Source organism: Paenibacillus sp. BR1-192, from assembly GCF_029542445.1.
GTDB classification, from domain to species: Bacteria; Bacillota; Bacilli; order Paenibacillales; family Paenibacillaceae; genus Paenibacillus_AQ; species Paenibacillus_AQ lautus_A.
This window is the reverse complement of record NZ_CP120718.1, coordinates 5,895,786-5,921,167: the sequence shown is the minus strand read 5'-3', so window position 1 is coordinate 5,921,167 and position 25,382 is coordinate 5,895,786. Positions and strand designations below refer to the sequence as shown.

Genomic DNA, 25,382 nt, shown 5'->3' with positions numbered 1-25,382 from the left:
GGGGCAAGCGATCCTGAGAAGAGACATGGGGAGGTCTTCACGGTGAAAACCATAGCCATTGCGGGGACGTTTGATACGAAGGGTGCTGAGTTTTTATACGTTAAATCGGTGATCGAGAGCTTGGGGTTACAAACGTTTACGATTCATAGCGGCGTGTTTGAGCCGATGTTCACGCCGGATGTAACCAATATCGAGGTTGCAGGGGCGGCAGATGCGGATCTGCGCGAAATCGCGGCCCGGAAGGACCGGTCGGCAGGGACTGCAGTATTGGCTCAAGGGATGGAGCAAATCGTGCCGAAGCTGTATGCAGAGGGCAAATTCGACGCCATGCTGTCATTCGGCGGTACGGGGGGAACTTCCATCGTCACCGCCGGCATGCGAGCATTGCCGATCGGCGTACCAAAATTGATGGTCTCCACCGTCGCTTCCGGCAATACGGCGCCTTATGTAGGGACAAGCGACATTATCATGTTTCCGTCCATCGTGGATGTATCCGGCCTGAACTCGTTTTCCACCAAAATATTCACGAACGCGGCACACGCGATAGCCGGCATGGTTAAGTTCGAATCGGCTGCGCCGATGGATAAAAAGCCGCTGATTGCAGCGACGATGTTCGGGGTAACGACCCCCTGCATCGATTATGCCAGAGAGCATCTGGAATCGCATGGGTACGAAGTGCTGGTGTTCCATGCAACCGGCACGGGCGGGCGAACGATGGAAAGCCTCATTGAGGCCGGATTCATTGACGGTGTATTGGATTTGACGACAACGGAATGGTGCGATGAGCTGGTTGGCGGCGTTTTGGCGGCAGGGCCGAATCGGCTGGAAGCAGCCGGACGCTGTAAGGTACCGCAGGTCGTATCGACCGGGGCGCTCGATATGGTCAACTTCGGTCCGTATGATACCGTGCCGGAGGCATTCCGGGGACGAAACCTGTACAAGCATAACCCTTCGGTTACGCTGATGCGGACCACGGTGGAGGAGAACCGGCAGCTTGGCGGGATCCTTGCGGATAAACTGAATTCGTCGCAAGGTCCTACGGTGTTGATGCTGCCGCTGAAAGGCGTATCGATGCTCGATGTGGAAGGCGAAGCATTCCATGGAACGGAAGAGGATAAGATGCTGTTCGACACATTAAGACAACGGATAGACCGTGAGACCGTTGAGCTGATCGAGATGAATACCGATATTAACGATCAAGCTTTTGCGGTGGCCGCGGCCGATAAGCTGATGGAATTGATGAAGCGGCAATGAGAAGGGGAAGCCACAGGGCCAAGCATTCAAACTGAAGGAGGAACATATCATGGCCATGCAAACAAGAGCAGAAGTATTAGCGAAACTAAAATCAGAGGTTGCAGCGGGTAAGGTGTTATTGGGAGCTGGAGCAGGGACAGGGATTTCTGCCAAGAGCGCCGAAGCGGGCGGCGTAGACTTAATCATTATTTATAACTCGGGCCGTTACCGGATGGCCGGGCGGGGATCTCTCGCTGGACTGATGGCGTACGGGGATGCCAATCAGATCGTGGTGGACATGGGGAATGAGGTGCTGCCGGTCGTGAAGCATACGCCGGTGTTGGCGGGAGTTTGCGGCACGGACCCGTTCCGGATCATGGATATTTTTCTGAAGCAGCTGAAGGAGCAAGGGTTTGCGGGCGTGCAGAACTTTCCGACGGTGGGCTTGATTGACGGCGTATTCCGGGCGAATCTGGAAGAGACGGGCATGGGCTATGATCTTGAGGTCGAGATGATCCGGAAGGCGCATGAGCTGGATTTGGTAACCACGCCGTATGTGTTTGACGTCGATCAGGCGAAGAAGATGGCCGAAGCCGGAGCCGATGTCCTGGTTGCTCATATGGGTCTTACCACGAAAGGCACCATAGGCGCAAAAACGGCGCTGACGCTCGACGACTGCGTGGACAAGATTCAAGCGATCTGCGATGCCGGAAAGGCCGTCAACCCGGACATTATGATTCTGTGCCATGGCGGTCCGATTGCGGAGCCTGAGGACGCGGCGTATGTATTGTCCAGAACCCATGGGGTGGAAGGATTCTTCGGAGCATCCAGCATCGAGCGTTTTGCCACCGAGGTTGGCATCAAGCAGCAGACAGAGGCATTCAAGAATATTTCGAAATGAAGCCGTAAGCTGGAAAAAGCATGGTTATGATCCTAAGGAACGCAGAAGACTCCCGTCAGGGAGTCTTCTTGGTGTTCTATTGTCCGTTGGACTGAAGCGACAAGGCCTGCAAGCGAATCGAAAACGGCGTATGAAATGGACATCCTCTTTCGCGCCCGGCGGCGGCTTGCCTGTTGCCCGGATCAATCATCATCCTTGCGTTTGCTCTTGGATGCAGCCACGGCAAAGGCAATAACGACAAGCGGAATGAAGATAAACCATGGGATCGTAATCGTGGTCCCCAATAGCAGGGCAAGCAGCAGCAATACCACCATGCCAATGATCAAGTACAGGCAGCCTCTGCCGAACGTCTCCATCATCCATCATCTCCTTTTGAGAAGGATAACGTAATGGACAAGTCGCAGGTTTCGCAAAACATGGCAAAAAGGCAGAAGCCTTGCCCTTGCCATCACGCCCTTTCCGGTCACGCTGACAATGTATGAAGGTTTCCACCCAATCACAGTGTAAAGTATGAAAAGCATACCAGATCAAGATCAAATTTTTTATCGCTGTTCATCTTTTGCGTTCATTTTATAATCCTTCAAAGCGCTAAGATTGGCCCGGGAATTTCCAAGCGGCGGCTTTTTGTCGCCTGGTTCCGGAGGCAGACGGTGAAGCACTTCCCGAAGCAGGGCATGATTCTCCCACACGATTTCATGAATTTCGCCCACCGTATAGAATAAGGCGCCCAAGATTGCGCCGCCAATAAGCCAAGCGATGCCTGTCAGCCAATTGCCCTCCATGATGATATGAATGATGACTCCTCCGATAAAACCGCCGATGAACCATACAGCGCCAAGCGTCTTGAACAGTTTCGACATGCCGAGACCTCCATAGGGATGATATCATCAATCGTACCAAAAAAAGTAAGTCATGGATATGGCGCAATACGAACGCAGAAACCTCAACTGCTGGAGGCTTAATTTTGAATAGAGGAAGCAATCATGATAGTATCAGGGGATGAACCAGTGGATGAAGGGGGCATATCGATTGTGGCCAATATTAAAGAGATAGCCAAGCTTGCAGGCGTGTCGGTATCAACTGTATCCCGGGTGCTGAATAACCACCCTTATGTCAGAGAAGAGAAGCGGGCACGCGTGCTGGAAACGATGAAGCAGCTGAAATACGCCCGGAATATGAATGCGGTCCATCTGATTACAGGGAAAACGATGAATATTGCCATCATGCTTCCGTATATTAATCATGCCTACTTCTCCTTGCTGATGGAAGGAGCCGGCCAAGAAGCGCTTGCCGCTAGCTATCGCCTCATCCTGTGCCAAACCGGGTATGCGCCGGATAAGGAAGTGGAAGTGCTGGAGATGCTGCGCAACCGCGAGATTGACGGCATCATTATTCTATCGTCGGCCGTGACGCCGAAACAGATCGAAGCCTATTGCGCTTACGGACCGATTGTATGCTGTCAGGATGCAGGGGAACGCTTATTTTCTTCTATATATATAAACCATGCTGAGGCATTTCGCAGTGCCATGCGTTATTTGATAAGGCGGGGACATCGCCGCATCGGCTTCACCGTAGGAAGACTGGACAGTCCGAGTACGAGAGCGCGCCAAGCGGCCTATGAAGAAGTGCTTCAAGAAATCGGAGAGCCTTACCGCGAGGAATGGATCCTGGACGGTTGTATTGATCTCGAGGACGGTGCAGCGATTATGGATCGGCTGTCGGGCATGGAGGAACGTCCCAGCGCCATATTGGTGACGGGTGACCATGTGGCCGCCGGGTTAATCTATGAAGCGGAGAAAAGAGGGTTGTCCATCCCGCAAGAGCTGGCCGTCATCGGATTCGACAACCAGCCGATCGGCAAAATGCTGGGCCTTACTACGATCGATAACCGCCTGTTTGATATGGGTACGGAGGCGTTCAGGATACTCTATGCACATATTCAAGGGGAGCAGAAGGAGCCGATTCGGAAGGAGCTTGCTTTCGAGCTGATTGAACGTTCGTCGGTCTAATGGCTGCAAAACCAAGTTATAACAAACGGATTACAAAGTTCGACAATTGTGATATTCTTATCTATGCAAGTGCTTTGTTTCACAACGCTAAACGTCTGCAAGCGATTTGCAGGCGTTCTATTCTGTATCATAGAAGGGAAAGGAGCATATCAAACGTGGATGCCCTTACACAGTTTAAAAAAGCTTCCCGAATCAAAGTGATTCCCGTCATGCTGATTCCGGTCGCTTTGGGAGCGCTCGGGGCTTACGTATGGACGGGTACATTTCATATAGGCCTTTTTTTATTGACCTTGATTGGGAGCGGCGCTGCCCATTTGTTCTCCAATATGGTGAACGATTTATGGGACTATAAGAACGGAACGGACACAGAAGCGCAGGAGCATGTAGATGCAATCTCCACCAACTCCGGGTTTTTGACCAAAGGGGTCTGGTCGCTCCGTAAGTTCGAGATCGTCACCTGGACGCTGTTCGGGATCGCGGCGCTGAGCGGCATCATCCTCAGCTTGATCAGCGGCTGGTGGGCTTTCGTCTTTGGCGGACTCGGCGGGTTGATCGCTTACTTTTACGTCGCACCGCCGATTCGATTCGGTTATCGCGGCAAGGGCTACAGTGAAATTGCGATTTTGCTGTCCTTTGGTATTTTGCCGGTGATGGGCGCATACTACGTTCAAACCTCACATATGGATGTTCGGGCCTTGCTGCTGTCACTGCCCATCGGGCTGCTGACAACGTTGATTTTGTTCAACCATCACTTTTTGCATTGGCAGGCAGACCGTCAGGCCGGGAAGAAGACCCTGGTCGTGGTATGGGGCGAAAAGAGAGCGCTGAACTTCTCACGAGTTCTGCTGCTGCTGGCCTGCCTCTCCTTGATAGCCTGCGTATTGGCCGGAGCGCTCCCGCCTTACGCACTGATTGCGCTGCTTACGATCATTCCGTTGTATCTTGTCTATGGAAGGCTGAAGGACAGCAACCGTTCGGAGGCATATTTACCGCTGATGGGCGCGTCAACGATGACCACCATGCGCTGCGGCGGCGTGCTGATCCTGTCATTGATCATTCAGGGAATCATTCAGACTTTGTAAGGAAGAAGGGGAAATAGATGGAACAACAACGCGTTTTTGGTGATTTTCACTCCATCCTGTCCGAGAGCGGGACTTGGAAGATCGGCGGGTTCCCGCTGCCGGACGGTTCATTCTGGGAATATCGCGAGCCGAATGCGGTCGTTATCGTCCGCAATGGAATTCTGTACGTACGCGCACCGCTGAGCCGCCAGAATAACCAGATCCAAATTCTCGATAACGCCAAGCATATGTATTATTCCAACGAAGAAGTGGACGTGCCGGAATCCGGCGAGGTGACCTTCGAGCTGCAAATTCGGGCCCGCACCCAAGGAACGGTTCCCGGCGACTTGTATGACGGCTACGTATCTTTGAATCTGCTTGATTTCAGCACCGGCGCGGCACTGGACTTTTTTGCTTCGAACGACAAATACGCCAGCGTGTATGCGGTCCTGCCGTTCCCAGGCGTGCAGGTGCCGGAATCGGACAAGACCCGTTACTTCTGCATTTTCAAAGAGGAAGATACGCACTTTACGCCGCGGGAATTCAACACGTACAAAATCACGTATAACCGTGCTGAGGACGAGGCTATCTTCTACGTGAACGGCGAAGAGATCCGCCGGGAGAAAAACATCCCGGTCAAGTTCAACAAATTCACCATCGCGCTTGGCATCATGACCGAAAAAGACCTGACGCCGGAGGGCAGCGTATCCGTGCACGGACAAACCGTCATTGCGGAATACTCTCCCGTGACGGTCACGATAAAAGAGTAGACTTATATAATTTTAAAAAAGATCATGCCCATCTGTTGGGCATGATCTTTTTTGTCTAAGGCCGAATCGGGGAGGCTGTAAGCCCCCGAAAGGCCGAAGAAGCCGAGCCGGCAAGCCTGTGAGTCCCAAGGGGATTCACAGCATGTCCGGCTATAAATCAGGCAAAGCTGACCGTGTCGAACTGGTCAGCACTACCCCTTCCCCGCCCAACCCCCAAAAAGCCATCCCTGAGAAAAGGGATGGCTCTCTTTGCGGGAAAGATTGGAGGCCGGGCCCAAGAAAAGAGGATGTATCCGTGGAGGAGACCTGGCGTTCGCCTTTGAAACCGGGAAAATACTGCAAAAATATCATCCTGTTTTCCTGGTTTCAACAGCGACCGGAACGGATGCATCCTCCCCAGACCAGGCCGACTAATCTTGATCACCCAAAATAAGAAAGCCATCCCACAAACCATGGGATGGCGTTTACCCTTATTTCAGATCTTCAATCGAATTGGCTTCCACGTAAGACGGAACCACCAGTCCGGTTTTTACGCCTTCCATGTTGGCGCCAAGGTCTTCCACTTGGTCCTTGAATTTATCCCAGTAGTCCGCATGCGTCAGCGGTAGCCAAGCAGCCACGGTGGCGTCCACGTCGCCGTTGGCAACGCCGGTCCACATAGGGCCTGCTTCTACTTGAAGGGCCTCAACTTTGTAACCCAGCTTTTCTTCCATGATCACTTTCAGCAGGTTGGTGCTGGCAATTTCGGAATCCCAAGCCACATAACTGAATTTGAAGCTTTTGCCGTCAACCGGTTGAACGCCTTCGAGCCAAGCATCGACTTTCTCAGCGTTGCTGTCCGCCCATTCTTTAGCGGCAGCCTCAGGGTCTTGGCCTTCTTGGATCGCGGTCATAATCTGACCCATATCGTCGGACGTCCACTTGAAATTGCTCAGGAACTTATAGGCTTCCGGATGATCTTCCTGAAGTCCAAGGCGGGCAACGGTGTGGATCTCTTCCGCTTCACCGTAGACTTTCTTCGGATCTTCCAGATACTTCAGATCGTATTTGGCGAACATCCAGTGCGGAGTCCAACCGGTAATAATGATCGGATCTTCGTTCTTGATGGCTTTATCGAGAGTTGCCGTCATGGCCGCGCCGGAACCTTCGATCAGTTTCCAGTCGGTCAATCCATATTCCTCAATCGCAGCAGCCGTTGCTTTCATAATACCCGCGCCAGGATCAATACCGATGATTTCATGTTTGACTTGATCGCCGAGGGAAGCGGTGGAACCGCCATCAGCCCCGTTGTCCGTCGTTCCATTCGCGCCGCCGTTTCCGCCCTGACCGCAAGCGGACAGGACCAGAATAGCGGCCAAGCTCAGCAGCAACCAAAACTTCTGTTTCTTCAAATTAAGCACCCCTTTTTTTCGATTTAAATATATTTTGTGTAAAGCGGTCGAGGACAATCGCCAAAATGACGACAGCCAAGCCGGCTTCAAACCCTTTACCGATTTGCAGCTGCGTTACTGCACGATATACCTCGGCACCGATACCTTGGGCGCCGATCATCGAAGCGATAACCACCATCGACAACGACAGCATGATGGTCTGGTTAATGCCGGCCATCAAGGTTGGCATGGCCAGCGGCAGCTGAACCTTGAACAATTTCTGCCCGGAAGTCGAACCGAATGCATCCGCAGCTTCAGTCAATTCGCCGGATACTTGCATAATGCCGAGGCGGGTCAGGCGAATCGTCGGCGGAATCGCGAAGATAACCGAAGCGATAACTCCCGGAACCACGCCCAGACTGAAGAATGTGACGGCAGGCAGCAAGTATACAAATGCCGGCATGGTCTGCATAAAGTCCAGAACCGGTATGATCACGCGGGATGCGGACTTGCTATAGGCCGCCCATATCCCTAGCGGAACACCCAGAATGACGGAGATCAATGCTGCCGTGATGACCAGACTGAGCGTGCTCATCGTCTGTGACCAGTAGCCCAAGTTGTCGATCAGCAGGAAACCGATGGCCGTGAACAAGGTTAACGGCAGACGGCCCAGCAGGTAGGCAATGACGGCCAGGATGACGATGAACAGATACGGATGAGGCAGCATGAACAAATCCGTAAACAACTGCACAACGTTCTCGATAATGAAAGAGATGGCGTCAAAGAATCCGGAGAACACGTCTCCCATCCAATCGACCAAGGAATCAACCCAGCTGGCAAGAGGGATCTTAGGCATCTTGCGTCACCTCCTCGCTCTTGGTTTCTCCGGCCAAGGCACCAAGGACGGCACCGCGGACGATAACGCCCATCAGTCGGCCGGTATCATCCACAACGGCCAATGGCACTTTGGACATGCTCGTAATTTCAAACAATTCATTTAGCAGCGTGTCGGGTCCGACGCTCGGTCCGTCCGTGATGAGAATATCCGCAAGCTTGCGGTTATTCTTCATGGCATCCGATGCATCTTCCGCCGTAATGACGCCGAGCAGCTTCTTCGAACGGTCGATCACGAACAGGTTCGAGATGCCGCGTTCACGCATAAGCTCCAGCGCAACCCGAGGCCCGCGATCCATCGTGATGGTTTCCGGACGGCGCATAACCCGTGAAGCGGTAAGCACCTTGGACAGATCCACGTCTTCCACGAACCGTTCGACGTAGTCATTGGCAGGCTGGGTCAAGATTTCCTCCGGCGTGCCGATCTGCACGATCGAGCCATCCTTCATCAAGGCAATGCGGTCGCCGATCCGAAGAGCTTCGTCCAGGTCGTGGGTAATGAACACGATGGTTTTTTTCATTTTGTCCTGAAGCTCGATCAATTCGTCCTGCATGTCTCTGCGAATGAGCGGATCCAGTGCGCTGAAGGCTTCGTCCATCAGCAGAATCTCCGGATCGTTGGCAAGCGCACGGGCCAGCCCGACGCGCTGCTGCATGCCGCCGCTGAGCTGATCGGGCATTTTTTCCTCCCAGCCCTTCAAGCCTACAAGCTCAAGCGACTTCATGGCCGCTTCGCGGCGTTTGCTCTTGTCTACCTTCTGAATCTCCAAACCGTATTCCACATTGTCCACAACCGTGCGATGGGGGAACAAGGCGAACTTCTGGAACACCATGCTGATTTTTTTGCGGCGTACGTCCCGCAGCTGTTCCTTGTTCATCTTTCGCAGGTCCTTGCCGTGTATCAGGATTTCGCCCGATGTCGGTTCAATCAACCGATTTAGCAAACGGACGAGCGTAGACTTCCCGCTGCCCGATAGCCCCATAATCACGAAGATCTCGCCTTCCTGAATATCGAAGCTGACACGGTTAACGCCAACCGTTATATTTTTCTCTTTTGCAATTCGCGCTTTACTCCAGCCTTGCTCAAGCAATTGAAGCCCTTGTTCCGGGTTCGCGCCGAACAATTTGCTGACTTTGTTAACTTGCAGAATAGCCAAAAGTACTCCTCCTTTTATTGTATAGAGACGCGTCCATTTGTCCGAGTCTTTGCCGATGTCGTCTCGTAAACCCATGTCACCCATTGTAACAACCGATACGTAAAGTATCAAACGTTATATCCGTACATAAAGTACGTACAGTAAAAACTGTACAAAGTTATCCTTTGAAATGCTCTCATATGCTCCGATATCCTCCAAAGCGATCTTCTTTACTTTTAAAATAGCTTTCCCTACAATAGATCAGAGAATGTGTGTGGATTCGGCTTGTTTAGATTTCATGGAGATCGTTCACACTACACTTCGAGTCCACCTAGTTTTGTTATGTTGACATGACTTCTTGGATGGCTACAGTATAGAGGAGGCTGCAAGCATGGGCTTGTACCATTTAGATGATGAACGGCAGGCAGCCGTGCAGAAGATTCGTAAGCGTGTCATTGAAAATATTGGACGGAATATGGACTTGTATGGCATTCCACACTCAACGGGACATTTATACGGATTACTTTATTTTGCAGATAAACCGATGAACCTGGATGAAATGGGACAGGAAATGAAGATGAGCAAGACCAGCATGAGTACAGGCGTGCGGACGCTGCTCGATTATAAAATGGTCAACAAAGTATGGGAGAAGGGCTCCCGCAAGGATTTGTATGAAGTGGAGTACGACTGGTACCAGACCTTCTTCGATTTTTTCGATATTAAATGGCGTAAATCGGTGGAAAGCAACATTCTGGTTCTCCGCAAAGCGCTTGACGAAACGGAGAAGCTCCGCAAAGCGCATGAGGATGACGAAGAGCTGGTAGCGGTGCTGCAAGAGGATCAGGCGAAGATGCGTGAGGCTGTTGCTTACTATAAATGGCTGGAGCGATTGATTGATACTTTCGTGGATGGCGAAATCTTCAACTATGTGCCGAAAGAGCCGCCTGAGGGCAAATCCTGATCTTGAATATGGGGAAATTCCCCAGTATAATGTGAAGTAAGGCAATGCTTACCTAAGAGGTACAACCTGATTTTATCGGGTTGTGCCTTTTTTTGTTATATGGCGCTGCCTTAAGCCAATAAACCGCATGTTAACCGCACATGTGGTGCAAAAATAATCAGGAGGGGTTAGAATGGTCAGTATGTCCTCAAGAATGGTAGAGATCGCAGATTTTCCATCGGTTAGCTTAAGCAATACCCGGAGTTTGTATGTATATCTTCCACCCAGTTATCACGAGAATACGGAGAAGCATTATGCCGTACTCTATATGCATGACGGGCAGCACGTATTTTCGGCGGATGAGCGAGGCGGTTCGTGGGATATGCATGTCACCGCAGATCGGCTGGTTTCCGAGGGGCGGATGGAGGAAATTATCATCGTCGGCATCGCCACGGTTCCCCATCAAAGGCTGAATGAGTATTTCCATGACAACCCACGGATGCATCAGGTGTTCGATCCGCCGTTTGCCGGCGAACGGTACGAAACCTTTATCATTGAAGAAGTGATGCCTTATATCAACCAGAATTTTCGAACGTTGAGAGGCCCGGAGCATACGGCTATGATGGGCTCGTCCGCGGGCGGGATCGTCACCTACAACATCGGTTTCCGGAGGCCGGATGTGTTCGGCAGCATTGCGGTCATGTCGCCTTATTTTGTCAGAGCCCAATTCGATGAACGGGGCGAACTGAAGGAACATCCCTTTTATGAAAGATACGGTACGCACCCGAATCTTCGGGTTTGGCTGGATATGGGCGGTGCGGAAGGTGTTTTCATGGAAAAATACGCCCGGGAGGAAGCGGAACGCTTGGTTCAGGACGGTTTTGTGCCGGGGGATGATCTCATGCTGTTCCTGGATCCGGGAGCAGCTCACAGCCAAAGCGACTGGGCAGGCAGAGCGCACGCACCGCTGCTGTATTTTTTCGGAAACATTGGTGAACCGGTCTCGATCAAGCTGGATGGCGACGGCGTCGCAGGGGTAAACGGGCCCGTCAAGCAACTGAATCCGGTCATTACATACGACAGCGGATTTGTTCAAACGTTGATGAATGGAACATATCATGTTGAGTCTCCGGAATTGCTCACGATACTGCCGGACGGAACGCTGAAGCCTCGAACTCCCGGCAGCACCCGGATTACGCTGCAAATGGGAAGCTTAAGCGCGGATAAAGAGATTACGATCGTTGAAGAACTTCCGGAATTCGTGAAAGTCGCGATTGAGGTGAAGGTACCTCCTGCAACGCCCGTTTCTCCCATGATCTATGCCGGATTTGAGATTCCGTACAGCGGAGAGGGCGTTTACAGGGGAAGCGCGATGGTACCGCATGGTTTGTCTTTTACGTTCAAGGTATCGCGAGGGTTTGGATTGCATGAGAAGATCGGGGATCCCAAAGTGAAACGGCGTTCGTTTACGGCAACGTCCGACTTGGAGCTGTTTTACGAGGTTGAGGACTGGGATGTTTAAAAGATGGATTGGCAATTGGAGGTTGAATCAGCATGACCATCAGATCAGCAAGGCCACAGGATGCGGGCGCGGCAGCCAGGCTGCTGTATGACGCACTGCACGATGTAGCTCATCGGTTAACGGGGGAAGACAGCGAAGAGAAAGCGCTTGAAGTGCTGGAGCAATATTTTCGGGCGGACGAGGGCAGGCTCAGTTACCGTCAGTCTGCCGTGAAGGAGATCGACGGCGAGGTGGCCGGCATCATCGTTGCTTACGGCGGCGATCAAGCGGCCGAATTGGACCGTCCCATCTTGGATCGACTGCGGAAGCTGAAGAACGACCCTACCGTAACGCTGGATCAAGAAGCGGATGAAGATGAATACTATATCGATACGTTATCCGTTTCCCCGCAGTTTGGAGGCAAGGGGATCGGCTCGGCGCTCATACTTCATGCGGAGAACCGGGCAAAGGAGCTTAAGTACCATAAAATTGCCCTCGCCGTGGTGACGGACAATCATCGTGCCCATTCCTTGTACGACCGAAAAGGATATAAAACGGATAAGGACATCATGATTAACGGGCATGTTTATCATCATATGGTCAAGCCCGTGTAGAAAAAAATAAACAATTTATAAACCGCCTATTTACAAATGGTAATAGGTGGTTTATTATTGTGACATAACGATCTAAAAAATTAGATTGATAAACTAAATTAGATCAAACGAAAATAATCGTATGAATAACAAGTTTAGAATGAATAATTCAATTAGAATGGAGAGCTGCATGATGGATCAAGATCAAAATCAAAGCATTGAAATATCGGTGGAACAAGCGAAGCTGCTAGGCAGCGCCCAGCGGGTGAAAATTCTAGGAACCATGCTGGATACGGCCAAAACCTCCAAGCAAGTCGCGGATGAATTGGGAGATTCGCCGGGAAGCATCCACTATCATATCCAGAAGTTATATGACGGCGGGCTGATAGATTTGGTGGAGACCCGGACGGTCGGCGGCATCGTGGAGAAATATTATAAATCCAAAGCGAAGTGGTTTAACACCAAGGGAACGCAAACGATGGACCCGGTTCTTGCCGAAGATTACGACGCGGCGACCCGAACCCGAATTAGCTTGAGGCTGCAGCTGAACGCCGACCAATATGAGGAGATGACAACGGAGTTCAAGGAACTGCTCGAAAAATGGGTGAACAAGACCATCGCGACCAAAGGGGAAGACAGCAAGGATTATGCCGTTGGGATCAATGTGGTTTCGACGGAAACGTCCAAATAGGAAGGGGCCTCACAGCCTCTTCTCCTAAACGATAAAATTGAAAAATAAGGGAGTGTTTCTCTGTGGAGATTTTAAAGAATCGCAATTTTCTGCTATTGTTCATTGGCCGAATCCTTACGAATATCGGTGACAGCCTGTATGCTGTAGCGGCCATGTGGCTGGTATACGATCTGGGAGGTTCGACGCTGTATACAGGGCTTGCCGGCCTTCTCTCGATTCTCCCCCGGATCATTCAATTGTTATCCGGCCCGATGATCGACCGCGTTCCCATACGGGGGCTTCTGGTGTACACCCAGTTCATTCAAGCGCTTCTTCTGTTGATCGTTCCGCTTGCATTTTATTTCGACTTTCTGACGGTCGGCCTTGTACTGGCGATTACACCGATTCTATCGACGTTGAATATGTGGGTATATCCGGCCCAAATGTCGGCCCTTCCTAAAATTCTCGAAAAGAAGCAGCTGACGCAAGGCAACTCGCTGTTCTCCCTGGCCTACCAAGGCATCGATGTCGCTTGCAATGCCATATCCGGCGTATTGATTGTCGTGCTGGGCGCAGTATCCCTTTACTTATGGAATTCCATTGGATTTTTCGTCGGAGCTTTGTTGTTTGCGCAATTGAAAATCAAGAAGTCCATCAAGACTTCCGATAACAACGAGAATAAAACAACGGCGAAAGCGTCCGTTACTTCAAAAACGATGCAAAAGGCTCTCAGCGATTATTGGACCGACATGAAAGAAGGTCTCCGTTACATCCTGGCAACTCCGCTCGCTCGGGTACAGATGGGGATTATCGTCATCAATGCCGCAGGCGGCGCTACCTTCACGGTTATGCCTGCGTTCGCCGACAGCCTCGGCGGAGCCGGCGTGTACGGGATCTTGCTCATGGCCCAGGCTTGCGGAAGTTTGCTGGGAGCGATCCTGGCTCCGTATTTGAAGCTGGAGCGCCTGCCGCTTGGATATCTTTTTGCCGGAGCGTTTTGTTTGTCGGGTGCTGCCTGGTGTCTCAGCGTGTTCACCCCTTGGACCTGGCTTGTCGTTCTGGTGTACGGCCTGGCATGGTTTCCGGGAGGCATTACGAACGTGATCATCAATTCGGTCATTCAGAAGGCGATACCCGAGAAAAGATTGGGCACGGTGTTCGCGGCAGCAAGCGGACTCAGCGGAATTGCCATGCCGCTTGGCAGCCTGATTGGAGGTGCCCTTGGCGTGGTTGCGGCAAGCTCCTCCGTTATCGCGGGATGCGGAATCGCCGTGTTCTGCGTAGGGATCTTCTGGGTCTTCGACTCGACCACCCGCAGCCTTCCGTCACCTGACCAAGTGGATGAGGAATGGTTCGCGCCTTACACGAATGCAACGCCTGAGAAGTCCGTCTCGCTGCATGCTGCCCATTAAGATGGCTGACTTGAATGAGGTTGATGCTTGTTGAAGAATAAGTCTCGGATTGGGAAACCCATGCCGCAATTTTAATAACGAGCCCCGGATGAATCGGCGATCGAATGGATTCATCCTGGCTCGTTTTTTACGCCGTGAGCGATCTTAAGCCCATGCCGCAGTCCGCTGTAATCATGCTTGTCAGGCTAGTCTGCATAATGTGACCAAGTCCCTCATAGACATGTATCAATCAAGTCAAAACAAGTGTTGAAGGGGATGATGACATGCGCCGGATTTCATGGGTGCTGCTCGCGGTAGTATTATGCTTAACAACAATACTGGCGGGATGCGGGAAGAAAAATGCAGACAGCGTTGTGAAGGATCTGGGCAAGGTGGCTGATAAGCTGGAAAGTGCCAAGGGCGCTTACCAGGGAGCGGGCGTTATGACCATACATACCGGTTCGGCGCCGCAGGAGTATCAGGTTGAGGTATGGTACCAATCTCCATCTTACTATCGGATCAGCTTAACCAACGGGCAAAAGGATATTACGCAAATCGTGCTTCGCAACGATGACGGCGTGTTCGTACTGACGCCAAGCTTAAATAAGAGCTTCCGCTTCAAGAGCGACTGGCCGGATAATCAGGGGCAGGTATATCTGTATCAAACGCTGCTTAGCAGCATTCTGAGCGACAATACGCGCCAGTTTGCCGAGGACAAGGACAGCTACGTGTTTGATGTAGCCGCCAACTACCACAGTCATTCCTTGATTCGTCAAAAGATCTGGCTCGCCAAGGACAACTACACGCCGAAACAGGTACAAGTATCGGACTCGGAAGCCAATGTCGTCGTTGAAGTGAAGTTCAATACCTTTACATTCGATACGAACCTAACCAAGGATTCGTTTGATACCAACAAGAATCTGAGTGCCATGAACGATGCGAAGGGGACGATTGCGGAAGTAGACGAGAACGGGGTACCGGTGGCTTCCACTACGGAGGGGAACGGCGCTCAGGGAACCGAGGGCTTGACGGAAACGGCTGCCGGCGGCGACATGGGATCCTTCGGCATCATCTATCCGGAATATGTGCCTGCAGGGGTTACGAACAAGGACACCATGGAAGTTCCGGAGAGCAAGGACCATGCGGTTATTCTGAAGTACGACGGCGTATACCAATACACGATCATGGAATCCAGACCGTCGGATCGTGCGGTTTCACTCGTTCCGGGCGAAGCGGTGTATATTGATTTCACGACGGTCGGCCTGCTCACCGGCGATCAGCAAAGAACGCTGACTTGGAGTTCGGAAGGCGTGGAATACCGGATCACGAGCGCTAATCTGCCAGTCGAAGAAATGAAGAAAGTCGCTGCTTCCATGCAGGGAGAATCGGGTAAATAATACGAAGTAGGCGGATACCAAGCATTGAAGGAGGGCAATCTTCCGACAATGAGGCCATTCGCCTATTTTCTCCAAATAAAGGAATTTGGGCAGGGGACTTCATCGATATTTTGCAGATATTCCGACGTTTCACCAAGTTTCGCCGTCCGGATGGAACCACGAGCTCCATAAATAAGCAGTTTGTCTCAATTGACAGTTGCTCCCGGGAACATTACCATTAATCTATTGTAAAGCATAATGCTTTTTTCAAAATGGTAAGAAGGTGACTGGAATTGCAAGCGATATATCGACCTACCCTGGCGGAAATCAACCTGGACCATCTGCGCGCCAACTATAACGCTTTTCGTGAGGCGCTGCCGGATCACATGAAATTGCTTGCTTGTGTGAAGGCGAACGCTTATGGTCACGGAGCCGTAGAAGTGGCACGCGAACTTCAGCAACTGGGTGCGGCATACTTAAGCGTGGCTTTCCTTGATGAAGCGCTTGAGCTTCGGCAAGGCGGCATCTCTGGCCCGATCCTGGTGCTCGGTTATACCCCACCGGAAGCTGTAGAGATCGCTTACGAGTATGATGTAACCATAACCCTGTTCAGTTCGGAAGTGCTCCAAGCGATAAAGGCACTGCCGGTCAAGCCGGAGAAGCCGCTTAAGGTACACATCAAGATTGACAGCGGAATGGGTCGTTTGGGCCTGCTTCCCGGCGAAGATGCGATTTCTTTTATAGAAGAAGCGTTATCGCTGCCGCAGGTTGTGGTCGAAGGAATGTTTACCCATTTTGCAAGAGCGGATGAAGAGAACAAAGACTATACGTTGGGACAGTATCGCCGTTTTCAGGGCGTTGCGGACGCTCTTCGGGATAAGGGTTGCCATATCCCGATCATACATACGGGCAACAGCGCTGCTGCGATCGATACACCTGAGCTATCCTATAATATGGTTCGTGTCGGCATCGGCTTGTACGGACTATATCCTTCGGACGAGGTGAATCGAAAGACAGTGAGCCTCCGCCCTGTCATGACGCTAAAGACAAAGCTTGTCTACGTCAAAAATTTACCTCCGCATTCCGGCATCAGCTATGGGACGAAGTATGTAACGGAGCAGGAAGAACGAATTGGAACCCTTCCCATCGGTTATGCCGATGGCTTCTCTCGTATGCTGAGCGGTAAAGCGGAAGTGCTGATACGCGGCCGCCGCGTCCCTGTAGTCGGAAATATCTGTATGGACCAATGTATGGTATCGCTCAAATCTTTCGCCGAGGAGGCGGAACAAATCAAAGCTGGTGAAGAGGTTGTACTCATCGGCCAGCAATCTGGCGAATGCATTACGGCAGATGAGCTGGCAGCCAAGCTGGGGACGATCCACTATGAGGTCGTCTGCATGATTGCCCACCGGGTACCGCGTCTTTATATACGCGATGATATACCGGTAAAGACCGTAAACGCGCTCTGGAACAACCTTTAAAAAAAGCATGTCGCCATAAGTTATTTATTCAGGAAAGAAGGAATACGTACAGATCTTCCCGAATTAGGAATATGTCGTTTAAGTCTGTACGAAAGTGTCGATTGTAGTTTATAATGATATGCAGCATACTTGATATACCTTCGGCATATATATTCTTTTGTATAATTTTCCTTGAATAATGTAATACTGGTGCACAGGGGAGAAGGTTGTGGGGGTGTAATAGAAGGTGGCCAATATGCAGAACACCAAACGAATCATGATCAGTTTACCGGATCATCTTTTGCAGGAAGTGGACGGGATCGCTCAGCTGGAAAATTCCAACCGCAGTGAGCTTATTAGGCAGGCCATGAAGTTGTACCTGAATGAACGGAAGAAACGTTACATTCGTGAATCCATGCAGCGGGGTTATATGGAAATGGCCAAAATTAACCTGACCATGGCTTCTGAGGCGTTTCACGCGGAGGAAGATGCAGACAACACTCTAGACCGCTTAGTAAGCGGGGTGTAGACAGTGATCGTTAAACGGGGCGACGTATTTTTTGCGGATTTATCACCTGTTGTCGGTTCTGAGCAAGGCGGCGTGAGACCGGTCCTTGTCATTCAGAACGATATCGGCAACCGGTTTAGTCCGACTGTGATTGTTGCAGCCATTACGGCACAGATTCAAAAAGCCAAGCTGCCGACTCACGTCGAAATCGACGCGGCGTCGCATGGATTTGACCGGGATTCCGTCATTTTGCTAGAGCAGATCCGGACGATTGATAAGCAGCGGCTAACCGACAAAATCACCCATCTTGATGATGAAATGATGAGCAAGGTGGATGATTCCCTGCAAATAAGTCTGGGCTTGATTGATTTTTGATTCAATCCAAGCGTTGCATGTTCCACATAGAACGGTTACGGCCAAAAAAACCCTCAAGGAGTATTCCTTGAGGGTTTTTATGTGGCGGCGAGGCGCGTTTATCCCTTAGGGACGATCGATTACGCGTTTGTAGGTATGAGCACGTATGCCGTCGTGACCGCTGCTGCAATGAACAGTAGGCAGACAACAGACCAGGCAATCGCATGTTTGTCATTCATCGAAGGGACCTCCCGATCGTTATGGAGTGTGGATATCCGGCAGCAGCATGTTCGTAGTAACAGAATATAAGCCGAAACTTAAAATCAGATGAAATTGACATTAAATGCAGCTTAAAGCCTTGCGAAGTGAGCGATGTAGTGGAAATGAGCGCTTAAGTTTGGGATAATAGCAAATATAGTTTCATTGAAGAAAGAGGGATATCATTGTCTGAATTAGAAGCTGTTGTGGAAGTAAATGAAGAACAGATTCGCAAGGAAGAATCGAAACGGATCGTGAAGCAGATCGCGAAGGAGCTTCAATTGTCCGAGAAACAGGTGCGCACGACCGTTGAACTTCTGGATGAGGGCAATACCATACCGTTTATTGCGCGTTACCGTAAAGAAATGACAGGCGAACTGGATGAGAACCAATTGCGTGATATCGAAGAGCGGACAGGCTATTTGCGCAATTTGGAGGTCCGTAAGCGGGAAGTCATCCGCATCATAGAAGAGCAAGGCAAGCTGACGGAAGAGCTGAAAGCATCGATTACGGCGGCTGTGAAGCTGCAGGAGGTGGAGGATCTCTACCGTCCGTATAAGCAAAAACGCAAGACGCGGGCGAGCGTCGCCAAGGAAAAGGGACTCGAGCCGCTGTCGGAGTGGATATGGTCGCAGCCGAAGCAGGCCGATGCGATGGTGGAGGCTGCGAAATATATCGATGAGGAGAAAGGCGTGGCTTCGGCGGAAGAGGCCCTCCAAGGCGCGATGGATATATTGGCGGAGAACATCGCCGATGATGCAGCCGTTCGTTCCTGGGTACGCCGGTTCAGCCTGGATCATGGCATTTTGACGTCGGAGGCAAAGGATACCGAAGCGGAATCCGTGTACGAGAACTATTACAATTACCGGGAATTGGCGAAGAAAATGCCGCCGCATCGGATACTGGCCATTAACCGGGGCGAGCGCGAGAACATATTGAAGGTGGGGCTGGAGGTTCCTTCCGAATCCATACACGGGTATATCGGAAAGCAGGTGCTTAAAGGGCCGTCGGCCGTTTCGGACATTCTGACGGCGGTGATCGAGGACTCCTACAAACGTCTCATAGCCCCATCGATAGAGCGCGAGGTGCGCGGGGAGTTGACGGAAAAAGGGGAGAACCAGGCGATCTCCATCTTTGCGGGGAATCTGCGCAGCTTGCTGCTGCAGCCGCCGGTGAAGGGGCGCCGCGTGCTGGGCGTCGATCCGGCTTACCGTACCGGATGTAAGCTTGCTGTAGTCGATGACACGGGCAAGCTGCTCGAGGTAGCCGTCACGTATCCGACGCCGCCGGCCAACAAGAAGCGGGAGGCTGCCGCGAAGTTCAAGGAGCTGATTGCGAAATACGGAATCAAGCTCATTGTCATCGGGAACGGTACGGCATCCCGCGAAACGGAGCAGTTCGTAGCGGAAGAAGTCATTGCGGAGCTCGCCGACCCAGAGCTTGCTTACCTCATCGTAAACGAAGCCGGGGCAAGCGTGTATTCGGCTTCGAAGCTGGCGCAGGAAGAGTTCCCGGATCTGGATGTGGCCGAGCGCAGCGCAGCCTCGATTGCGCGCCGCGTGCAGGATCCGCTGGCCGAACTGGTGAAGATCGATCCGAAGTCGATCGGCGTGGGCCAATATCAGCATGACGTTACCCAGAAGCATCTGGAGGAAAGCTTGAAGGCCGTCGTGGAGTCCGCGGTTAACCATGTCGGGGTGGACGTGAATACGGCATCGCCATCGCTGCTCTCTTATGTGGCCGGCATCAATGCCACCATTGCGAAAAATATCGTGAAGTACCGGGAAGAGAACGGGAAGTTTGTCAGCCGGAAGCAGCTCCAGAAGGTTCCGCGTCTCGGTGCCAAGACCTATGAGCAGTGCGTGGGCTTCATGCGGATTTCGGAAGGCGAGAACATCCTGGATCGTACTCCGATTCACCCGGAATCCTATGCAGTGGTTGACCGTTTGTTCCAAGAGCTCCAGGTTGGCCTGGACAAGCTGGGAAGCAAGGAGCTGGCTGAGCTGCTGGACGCCCAGCAGCCGGAGAGCCTGGCCGTGAAGCTTGAGGTGGGCGTGCCGACGCTTCGCGATATTCTGGACAGCCTGCAGCGTCCGGGACGCGATCCGCGGGAGGAACTGCCGCTGCCGATTTTCCGCCAGGACGTGCTGAAGATCGAGGATCTTGTGCCGGGAATGGAGCTTCAGGGAACGGTACGCAATGTCATCGATTTCGGCGCCTTTGTCGATATCGGCATCAAGAGCGACGGCCTGGTGCATATCTCCCAGCTGAGCGATGGATTTGTTAAACATCCGATGGATGTCGTCTCCGTGGGGGATAACGTGACCGTCTGGGTGCTGAACGTGGATTTGAAGAAGGGACGCGTCGGATTGACGATGCGCAAACCGAAAGACCAAGGATAGAACTAAAATGAGCTAAAAAAAGAGCCGTATTCTCCTTCTGGGAGAAACGGCTCTTTTTTTGGGTTCTTTTTCATCATGGGCTGGATCGACTGCGAATAGAGTTTATTCTGGAGGAAGGTTTAGTCATGACTCAGCTTTAGAAGCAGGACGTTTTTATCGTAAGCATGTATGTTGCGATATACTGCGCCAGCTTAAACGATCGGCCTATTTCTCAGGCTCTGACTGCTGCTTTTTCTTCGCCCGAAAACGTCTGACCTTCATCAGATTTCCGCACATTTTATCATCGCAATAACGTTTGGAGCGGTTCCGCGTGTCATCGTAATACACCCAGAGACAATCCGGATTGGTGCAGATGCGAAATCGAGTCAACTCGCCTTGCTCGATGGCTTGCGCAAAGGAGCCGGCGATCTCGGCAGCGGCTGCTTGCAGGCCTGGATTTTGCGGTATATAAGAAAGTACCCCTTTTTGATCCTCTTCGATCTTGAGCTGCCGAATGACCGGCCCTGTCGCCATCCAGCGGTTCAATTCCTCTACTTGCTGGCGGGAAGGGAGGGTACCTGCAACGATGCGCTGAACGCATAATCGCAGGAAGGATCGGAGCTGCCGGAGAAGTTCCAGTTCATCCGCAGTCAGCGGAACGACGACGTGGAGCTCATGCTCGCTAATAAATTCAGTGAGCCAATCCTCCCGGGCGAGCCGGTCCTCGGATCGGCCGCTGCCTCTCCAGTCATGCCATTCGCTGTTTATAAAATCATCCCATAACATGAAGCTCATCCTTTCTTGTCTCATCATTGTAACAAGTAAATATATATGTTGCTAGTTACTTGTATTGGGATCTGAAGTGTGTTAGTTTTTATGTAACGCTCTATTTTATTTATGGTAGTTACATTCAAAGCGGAGGCGATGGACATGAACATGAAGGAATTGCTGCTGCAAAACTGGGATTATGCGATGGATCAGGAGGATTGGTATCCTCCGATTCTACCGGCGCTGAAGGAGGTTACGCTCGAGCAGGCATTGTGGAAGCCGGAAGGGGAGGCGGCGAATTCCATTTGGGAGAACGTGCAGCATTTGCTGTATTATAAGCAGCGTTTGCTCGGCAGATTGGAAGGGAGACCGCTTCATAATGAAGGGATAGGGAACGACGAGACGTTTCTGATCCATGACATCAGTGAGGAGGCCTGGAATACGGCCCGGAATCAGCTTCAGAAGGTTCATGCAACGTTAAGACAGAAGTTCGAGGCGATGACGGAAGCCGAGATCGAAGAATCGCCGCAGCGGATACTCAGCTTAATCATGCATGACGCCTATCATACGGGGCAAATCGTTTTTATTCGGAAGCTTCAGGGCTCCTGGCCAGCTAGACGAAGCGAATTATAGGAGCGGATTCGACGGATGCAGTCCACCTATTACAATGCAAAAATAAGCCGGACAGAGCGTCCGGCTTATTGTCAACCTTATGGATCGATTGCAGGCCCTAACGGGCATTCGAATTTTCTTCACCTGGGGAATTCCGGTAAAAGTACCAGCATTCGTTCAGCAGCTTGATCTGACGTCTGTCCTTCTTGCGGAAAGCGCGTGTCAACTGATTGCAGAGCCATTGCGGCAAGGGTATCTCCTCCTCTTGCTATTTCCATCTGTATGGATAGCATATGGGGAAAATGCCCAAAGCGTGCAGGTCTACCTCGATTATTGCGCTTCTTCCTCGTACCATTGCTCGAGCTGAGCTTGAAGGGCCCGAATTTCGGTAAGCAGCGAGATGAGCGGATATTCCTTTTCGTTCAGGGAAGCAAAGGCCTGCTCAAGCTCATTTATGTATTCAAGACCACCCTGAATGCTCAGCGATTCCTGCAGCAAATCCAAATGGTCGCATTCGGCTACGGCAAGAGGCAGCTGAGGTTTGCCTGCTGCGGTGAGTTTATCGATTTCCTTGTTCAGGCGTAAATTCAGGGCACTGAGCTGGTAAGCATAGTCACTGGGCATTTCGACAAAGAACAGCTCGTCCTGACCCTTTAAAATAACGTAGCGCATGTTCGGCATGATTGCAGGTTCTCCCTCCATACTTTCTACTTGACAGTGTAGCCCAGAGAGAAGTTAAAATTCAAGTAGCATTTATCAGGGCAAAGGAAGGATCAGACATGGTGACAACGAACGAGATGAGTAATGAGGAGCTGCAGGCCTGGGTCGAGAAAATCTCGCTGGAGAGCTTTCGGATTCCGTTCAGGCATCAGGCTACGTTTAACCGGCGATTGTCCTCGACCGGCGGCCGCTATTTCATGAAAAGCCATCATATCGAGATCAATCCGCATCAGCTGGCCACGCACGGCAGGGAAGAGGTGGAGAAGATCATCAAGCATGAGCTGTGCCATTATCATCTCCACATTGCGGGCAGGGGATATCGCCATCGCGATGCCGATTTCAAGAAACTGCTGCAGGCCGTTGGTGGAAGCCGTTTCTGCAAATCGTTGCCGAAGGGCAAGGCGGCGGGCCGACGTCAACCGGAACCGTACCGATACATGCTTCGCTGCGGCGACTGCGGGACGGAATACCTGCGTAAACGGAAGATGGATCCGGCCCGGTATCGGTGCGGAAAGTGCGGCGGGCGTCTAACGCTTCTGAAGCTTGACTCCCCTAAGAAGTCATGATAAATTATTAGTATTCAACTTCACGTTCCCTGATAGCTCAGTTGGTAGAGCACTCGACTGTTAATCGAGTTGTCACAGGTTCGAGTCCTGTTCGGGGAGCCATATGGAGAGATACCCAAGTGGCTATAAGGGGACCCTCTGCTAAGGGGTTAGACTGCGTAAGCGGTGCGAGGGTTCGAATCCCTCTCTCTCCGTTGAGCATTACATCGAAGAAAGCTCCCATCACCAAGTGATCGGGAGCTTTTTTTGCATAGGGATGAGAACCCTGATAGGGTTCGTCGGAGCATAATCAGCGTTAAGGATACTCCGCAGTCTCGACCGAAGGGAGAGTATCCCTCTTTCTTTCGCTTTAGCATGACATCGAAGAAAGCTCCGATCGGGAGCTTTTTTTTGCATAGGGATGAGAACCCTGATAGGGTTCGTCGGAGCATAATCAGCGTTAGGGATACTTCGCAGTCTCGACCGAAGGGAGAGTATCCCTCTCTCTTTCGCTTTAGCATGACATCGAAGAAAGCTCCCATCACCAAGTGATCGGGAGCTTTTTTTGCATAGGGATGAGAACCCTGATAAGGTTCGTCGGAGCATAATCAGCGTAAGGGATACTTCGCAGTCTCGACCGAAGGGAGAGTATCCCATGAATGGGGGAATAAAGCCCGATGAAACAGATTATTGCAATGGGTGGCGGCGGTTTCTCGATGGAGCCTGATAATTTGCTGCTTGATCGCTATGTTTTGGCACAAGTATCGAAAGAATTGCCTGACGTGTGTTTTGTTCCGACGGCAAGCGGGGATGCGGATGGGTATGTTGAACGTTTCTATCAGGCTTTCCGGACACTGCCGTGTATTCCAAGTCATCTGTCGCTGTTCCAGCCGAACTTTGCCGATCTTCGATCTTTTGTACTCGAGAAGGATATCATTTATGTTGGCGGGGGCAATACCCGGAATATGCTGGTCTTGTGGAAGGAATGGGGCCTGGATCAGATACTCAAAGAGGCGTATGAACAGGGTGTCATTTTAACCGGGTTAAGCGCTGGCTCCATTTGCTGGTTTGAGCAAGGGGTGACGGACCCGTTGAACGGGCCTTTGTACGAACTTGAGGGTTTGGGTATATTACAAGGCAGTCATTGCCCGCATTATGATGGTGAGAGCAAAAGAAGGCCCGCCTATTACAAACTCGTGCTTCAAGGTGAAGCAAAAGCAGGATATGCTGCTGATGATGGGGTTGCATTGCATTTCATGGACGGACGGTTGCATCGAATCGTAAGCTCAAGGGAAAATGCACATGCATACCATGTGAAGCGTGAAGCAAATAGCGTTCAAGAAGGGAAGTTGACACCGGATTTTTTAGGCTGATTTATGGGCCGAATAAGCTCCGTAAATAAATTTAAAAATTTGCGAAAAAAAAAGCTTGCCAGCATTTTTGAAATTGTGCTATACTCAATCTTGTCGTCACGGCGACGTGGTTAAAGTGGCCCGTTGGTCAAGGGGTTAAGACACCTCCCTTTCACGGAGGTAACAGGGGTTCGAATCCCCTACGGGTCACCACTTTCTATATAACTTCGGGATGAGAACCCCGTGGGTTCGTCGAAGCATAACCATCGTTTAGGATAAACTTCGCAGTCTCGAACGAAGTGAGAGTATCCCCTACGGGTCACCACTTTCTATATAACTTCGGGATGAGAACCCCGTCGGTTCGTCGAAGCATAACCATCGTTAGGATAAGCTTCGCAGTCTCGAACGAAGTGAGAGTATCCCCTACGGGTCACCACTTTCTATATAACTTCGGGATGAGAACCCCGTCGGTTCGTCGAAGCATAACCATCGTTAGGATAAACTTCGCAGTCTCGAACGAAGTGAGAGTATCCCCTACGGGTCACCACTTTCTATATGGCAGCCGCACGATTGTCATCG

Annotated in this window: 27 protein-coding genes and 3 tRNA genes; 22 read left to right on the top strand and 8 right to left on the bottom strand. The window is 51.4% G+C overall.

The window, feature by feature from the left end:
• Nucleotides 1–42 precede the first annotated feature (42 nt).
• Nucleotides 43–1,254, top strand: a complete 1,212-nt coding sequence (locus P0X86_RS26915) for a Tm-1-like ATP-binding domain-containing protein (protein ID WP_277746905.1) — start codon at nt 43–45, stop codon at nt 1,252–1,254.
• A 49-nt stretch (nt 1,255–1,303) separates the two neighbouring features.
• Nucleotides 1,304–2,134, top strand: coding sequence for a phosphoenolpyruvate hydrolase family protein (locus tag P0X86_RS26910; RefSeq protein WP_096776523.1), 831 nt, complete (start codon nt 1,304–1,306; stop codon nt 2,132–2,134).
• A gap of 182 nt (nt 2,135–2,316) precedes the next feature.
• Here P0X86_RS26910 and P0X86_RS26905 read toward each other — a convergent pair whose 3' ends face one another.
• Together P0X86_RS26905 and P0X86_RS26900 are read right to left on the bottom strand one after the other, a co-directional pair.
• A complete protein-coding gene (locus P0X86_RS26905; RefSeq protein ID WP_009593964.1) occupies nt 2,317–2,493 on the bottom strand; it encodes a hypothetical protein in 177 nt (58 codons plus the stop codon).
• Between the two features lie 183 nt (nt 2,494–2,676).
• Nucleotides 2,677–2,994, bottom strand: coding sequence for a hypothetical protein (locus tag P0X86_RS26900; protein ID WP_009593992.1), 318 nt, complete (start codon nt 2,992–2,994; stop codon nt 2,677–2,679).
• Between the two features lie 171 nt (nt 2,995–3,165).
• Here P0X86_RS26900 and P0X86_RS26895 point away from each other — a divergent pair, with 171 nt between their 5' ends.
• The 4 genes from P0X86_RS26895 to P0X86_RS26880 all read left to right on the top strand — a co-directional run bounded on the left by P0X86_RS26895 (nt 3,166) and on the right by P0X86_RS26880 (nt 6,407).
• Nucleotides 3,166–4,143, top strand: a complete 978-nt coding sequence (locus tag P0X86_RS26895) for a LacI family DNA-binding transcriptional regulator (protein WP_096776708.1) — start codon at nt 3,166–3,168, stop codon at nt 4,141–4,143.
• A 155-nt stretch (nt 4,144–4,298) separates the two neighbouring features.
• Nucleotides 4,299–5,225 carry a prenyltransferase gene (locus P0X86_RS26890; RefSeq protein ID WP_119846568.1) on the top strand — a complete coding sequence of 309 codons (927 nt, stop codon included), beginning with the start codon at nt 4,299–4,301 and terminating at the stop codon, nt 5,223–5,225.
• A 17-nt stretch (nt 5,226–5,242) separates the two neighbouring features.
• Entirely contained in the window at nt 5,243–5,974 is a 732-nt protein-coding gene (locus tag P0X86_RS26885; RefSeq protein WP_096776521.1) for a DUF6081 family protein, read from the top strand.
• Nucleotides 5,975–6,116: 142 nt separating this feature from the next.
• A complete protein-coding gene (locus P0X86_RS26880) occupies nt 6,117–6,407 on the top strand; it encodes a hypothetical protein (RefSeq protein WP_277746904.1) in 291 nt (96 codons plus the stop codon).
• Between the two features lie 37 nt (nt 6,408–6,444).
• Here P0X86_RS26880 and P0X86_RS26875 read toward each other — a convergent pair whose 3' ends face one another.
• Genes P0X86_RS26875 through P0X86_RS26865 form a run of 3 tightly spaced genes read right to left on the bottom strand, consistent with a single transcriptional unit; the run spans nt 6,445 to nt 9,395 of the window.
• On the bottom strand, nt 6,445–7,365 hold the full coding sequence (locus tag P0X86_RS26875; protein ID WP_009594437.1) for a glycine betaine ABC transporter substrate-binding protein: 921 nt from the start codon (nt 7,363–7,365) through the stop codon (nt 6,445–6,447).
• Between the two features lies 1 nt (nt 7,366).
• Entirely contained in the window at nt 7,367–8,200 is an 834-nt protein-coding gene (locus P0X86_RS26870) for an ABC transporter permease (RefSeq protein WP_015737263.1), read from the bottom strand.
• Nucleotides 8,193–9,395, bottom strand: a complete 1,203-nt coding sequence (locus P0X86_RS26865; RefSeq protein WP_096776518.1) for a quaternary amine ABC transporter ATP-binding protein — start codon at nt 9,393–9,395, stop codon at nt 8,193–8,195. The genes P0X86_RS26870 and P0X86_RS26865 overlap by 8 nt, the downstream gene beginning before the upstream one ends.
• Nucleotides 9,396–9,765: 370 nt before the next feature.
• Between P0X86_RS26865 and P0X86_RS26860 the strand changes: the two genes are divergently transcribed.
• The 10 genes from P0X86_RS26860 to P0X86_RS26815 all read left to right on the top strand — a co-directional run bounded on the left by P0X86_RS26860 (nt 9,766) and on the right by P0X86_RS26815 (nt 20,827).
• Nucleotides 9,766–10,335 (top strand): GbsR/MarR family transcriptional regulator, encoded by a 570-nt coding sequence (locus P0X86_RS26860; protein WP_015737261.1) that lies wholly within the window; start codon nt 9,766–9,768, stop codon nt 10,333–10,335.
• A gap of 172 nt (nt 10,336–10,507) precedes the next feature.
• A complete protein-coding gene (locus tag P0X86_RS26855) occupies nt 10,508–11,836 on the top strand; it encodes an alpha/beta hydrolase (protein WP_213579682.1) in 1,329 nt (442 codons plus the stop codon).
• Nucleotides 11,837–11,868: 32 nt separating this feature from the next.
• The gene (locus P0X86_RS26850; RefSeq protein ID WP_213579681.1) at nt 11,869–12,429 is read left to right on the top strand and encodes a GNAT family N-acetyltransferase; all 561 of its coding nucleotides are present in this window, start codon (nt 11,869–11,871) and stop codon (nt 12,427–12,429) included.
• A gap of 169 nt (nt 12,430–12,598) precedes the next feature.
• The gene (locus tag P0X86_RS26845) at nt 12,599–13,099 is read left to right on the top strand and encodes a winged helix-turn-helix domain-containing protein (protein WP_277746903.1); all 501 of its coding nucleotides are present in this window, start codon (nt 12,599–12,601) and stop codon (nt 13,097–13,099) included.
• Between the two features lie 62 nt (nt 13,100–13,161).
• Entirely contained in the window at nt 13,162–14,490 is a 1,329-nt protein-coding gene (locus P0X86_RS26840; RefSeq protein WP_192570688.1) for an MFS transporter, read from the top strand.
• Nucleotides 14,491–14,753: 263 nt separating this feature from the next.
• Nucleotides 14,754–15,866 carry an outer membrane lipoprotein-sorting protein gene (locus tag P0X86_RS26835; protein WP_096776514.1) on the top strand — a complete coding sequence of 371 codons (1,113 nt, stop codon included), beginning with the start codon at nt 14,754–14,756 and terminating at the stop codon, nt 15,864–15,866.
• A 272-nt stretch (nt 15,867–16,138) separates the two neighbouring features.
• Nucleotides 16,139–17,326: an alanine racemase gene (gene alr, locus P0X86_RS26830; RefSeq protein WP_213579679.1), complete on the top strand. Its 1,188-nt coding sequence runs from the start codon at nt 16,139–16,141 to the stop codon at nt 17,324–17,326.
• 226 nt (nt 17,327–17,552) lie between these two features.
• Nucleotides 17,553–17,834: a CopG family ribbon-helix-helix protein gene (locus P0X86_RS26825; protein ID WP_028406492.1), complete on the top strand. Its 282-nt coding sequence runs from the start codon at nt 17,553–17,555 to the stop codon at nt 17,832–17,834.
• A 3-nt stretch (nt 17,835–17,837) separates the two neighbouring features.
• Complete coding sequence (locus P0X86_RS26820; protein ID WP_006212388.1) at nt 17,838–18,188, top strand: type II toxin-antitoxin system PemK/MazF family toxin; 351 nt, start codon at nt 17,838–17,840, stop codon at nt 18,186–18,188.
• Between the two features lie 422 nt (nt 18,189–18,610).
• Entirely contained in the window at nt 18,611–20,827 is a 2,217-nt protein-coding gene (locus P0X86_RS26815) for a Tex family protein (protein ID WP_277746902.1), read from the top strand.
• A 204-nt stretch (nt 20,828–21,031) separates the two neighbouring features.
• On the opposite strand, the gene P0X86_RS26810 is transcribed toward P0X86_RS26815, so the two are convergent.
• Entirely contained in the window at nt 21,032–21,592 is a 561-nt protein-coding gene (locus P0X86_RS26810) for a CGNR zinc finger domain-containing protein (protein ID WP_277746901.1), read from the bottom strand.
• A 144-nt stretch (nt 21,593–21,736) separates the two neighbouring features.
• On the opposite strand from P0X86_RS26810, the gene P0X86_RS26805 reads away from it, so the two are divergent.
• Entirely contained in the window at nt 21,737–22,207 is a 471-nt protein-coding gene (locus P0X86_RS26805) for a DinB family protein (RefSeq protein WP_213579677.1), read from the top strand.
• Nucleotides 22,208–22,304: 97 nt separating this feature from the next.
• Here the strand turns inward: P0X86_RS26805 and cmpA are convergent, their stop codons facing one another.
• Nucleotides 22,305–22,436, bottom strand: coding sequence for a cortex morphogenetic protein CmpA (cmpA, locus tag P0X86_RS26800; protein WP_015737250.1), 132 nt, complete (start codon nt 22,434–22,436; stop codon nt 22,305–22,307).
• 80 nt (nt 22,437–22,516) lie between these two features.
• Complete coding sequence (locus P0X86_RS26795; protein WP_009594449.1) at nt 22,517–22,867, bottom strand: hypothetical protein; 351 nt, start codon at nt 22,865–22,867, stop codon at nt 22,517–22,519.
• Nucleotides 22,868–22,965: 98 nt separating this feature from the next.
• On the opposite strand from P0X86_RS26795, the gene P0X86_RS26790 reads away from it, so the two are divergent.
• The 5 genes from P0X86_RS26790 (at nt 22,966) to P0X86_RS26770 (ending at nt 25,016) form a co-directional block, all read left to right on the top strand.
• A complete protein-coding gene (locus tag P0X86_RS26790) occupies nt 22,966–23,472 on the top strand; it encodes a SprT family protein (RefSeq protein ID WP_277746900.1) in 507 nt (168 codons plus the stop codon).
• Between the two features lie 26 nt (nt 23,473–23,498).
• Nucleotides 23,499–23,574, top strand: a tRNA-Asn gene (locus P0X86_RS26785).
• A 3-nt stretch (nt 23,575–23,577) separates the two neighbouring features.
• Nucleotides 23,578–23,666, top strand: a tRNA-Ser gene (locus P0X86_RS26780).
• Between the two features lie 462 nt (nt 23,667–24,128).
• Nucleotides 24,129–24,824: a Type 1 glutamine amidotransferase-like domain-containing protein gene (locus tag P0X86_RS26775; protein ID WP_277746899.1), complete on the top strand. Its 696-nt coding sequence runs from the start codon at nt 24,129–24,131 to the stop codon at nt 24,822–24,824.
• Nucleotides 24,825–24,941: 117 nt separating this feature from the next.
• A tRNA-Glu gene (locus P0X86_RS26770) sits at nt 24,942–25,016 on the top strand.
• The last annotated feature ends 366 nt before the right edge of the window (nt 25,017–25,382 follow it).

Excerpts from the sequence above, each read along its gene's own strand:
- P0X86_RS26835 (WP_096776514.1), top strand. The coding sequence starts at position 14,754 with ATGCGCCGGATTTCATGGGTGCTGCTCGCGGTAGTATTATGCTTAACA.
- P0X86_RS26910 (WP_096776523.1), top strand. The coding sequence starts at position 1,304 with ATGGCCATGCAAACAAGAGCAGAAGTATTAGCGAAACTAAAATCAGAG.
- P0X86_RS26855 (WP_213579682.1), top strand. The coding sequence starts at position 10,508 with ATGGTCAGTATGTCCTCAAGAATGGTAGAGATCGCAGATTTTCCATCG.
- P0X86_RS26805 (WP_213579677.1), top strand. The coding sequence starts at position 21,737 with ATGAACATGAAGGAATTGCTGCTGCAAAACTGGGATTATGCGATGGAT.
- P0X86_RS26845 (WP_277746903.1), top strand. The coding sequence starts at position 12,599 with ATGATGGATCAAGATCAAAATCAAAGCATTGAAATATCGGTGGAACAA.
- P0X86_RS26810 (WP_277746901.1), bottom strand. The coding sequence starts at position 21,592 with ATGTTATGGGATGATTTTATAAACAGCGAATGGCATGACTGGAGAGGC.
- P0X86_RS26905 (WP_009593964.1), bottom strand. The coding sequence starts at position 2,493 with ATGATGGAGACGTTCGGCAGAGGCTGCCTGTACTTGATCATTGGCATG.
- P0X86_RS26860 (WP_015737261.1), top strand. The coding sequence starts at position 9,766 with ATGGGCTTGTACCATTTAGATGATGAACGGCAGGCAGCCGTGCAGAAG.
- P0X86_RS26885 (WP_096776521.1), top strand. The coding sequence starts at position 5,243 with ATGGAACAACAACGCGTTTTTGGTGATTTTCACTCCATCCTGTCCGAG.
- P0X86_RS26790 (WP_277746900.1), top strand. The coding sequence starts at position 22,966 with ATGGTGACAACGAACGAGATGAGTAATGAGGAGCTGCAGGCCTGGGTC.
- P0X86_RS26880 (WP_277746904.1), top strand. The coding sequence starts at position 6,117 with ATGTCCGGCTATAAATCAGGCAAAGCTGACCGTGTCGAACTGGTCAGC.
- P0X86_RS26870 (WP_015737263.1), bottom strand. The coding sequence starts at position 8,200 with ATGCCTAAGATCCCTCTTGCCAGCTGGGTTGATTCCTTGGTCGATTGG.
- P0X86_RS26775 (WP_277746899.1), top strand. The coding sequence starts at position 24,129 with ATGAAACAGATTATTGCAATGGGTGGCGGCGGTTTCTCGATGGAGCCT.
- P0X86_RS26850 (WP_213579681.1), top strand. The coding sequence starts at position 11,869 with ATGACCATCAGATCAGCAAGGCCACAGGATGCGGGCGCGGCAGCCAGG.
- P0X86_RS26795 (WP_009594449.1), bottom strand. The coding sequence starts at position 22,867 with ATGCCGAACATGCGCTACGTTATTTTAAAGGGTCAGGACGAGCTGTTC.
- P0X86_RS26900 (WP_009593992.1), bottom strand. The coding sequence starts at position 2,994 with ATGTCGAAACTGTTCAAGACGCTTGGCGCTGTATGGTTCATCGGCGGT.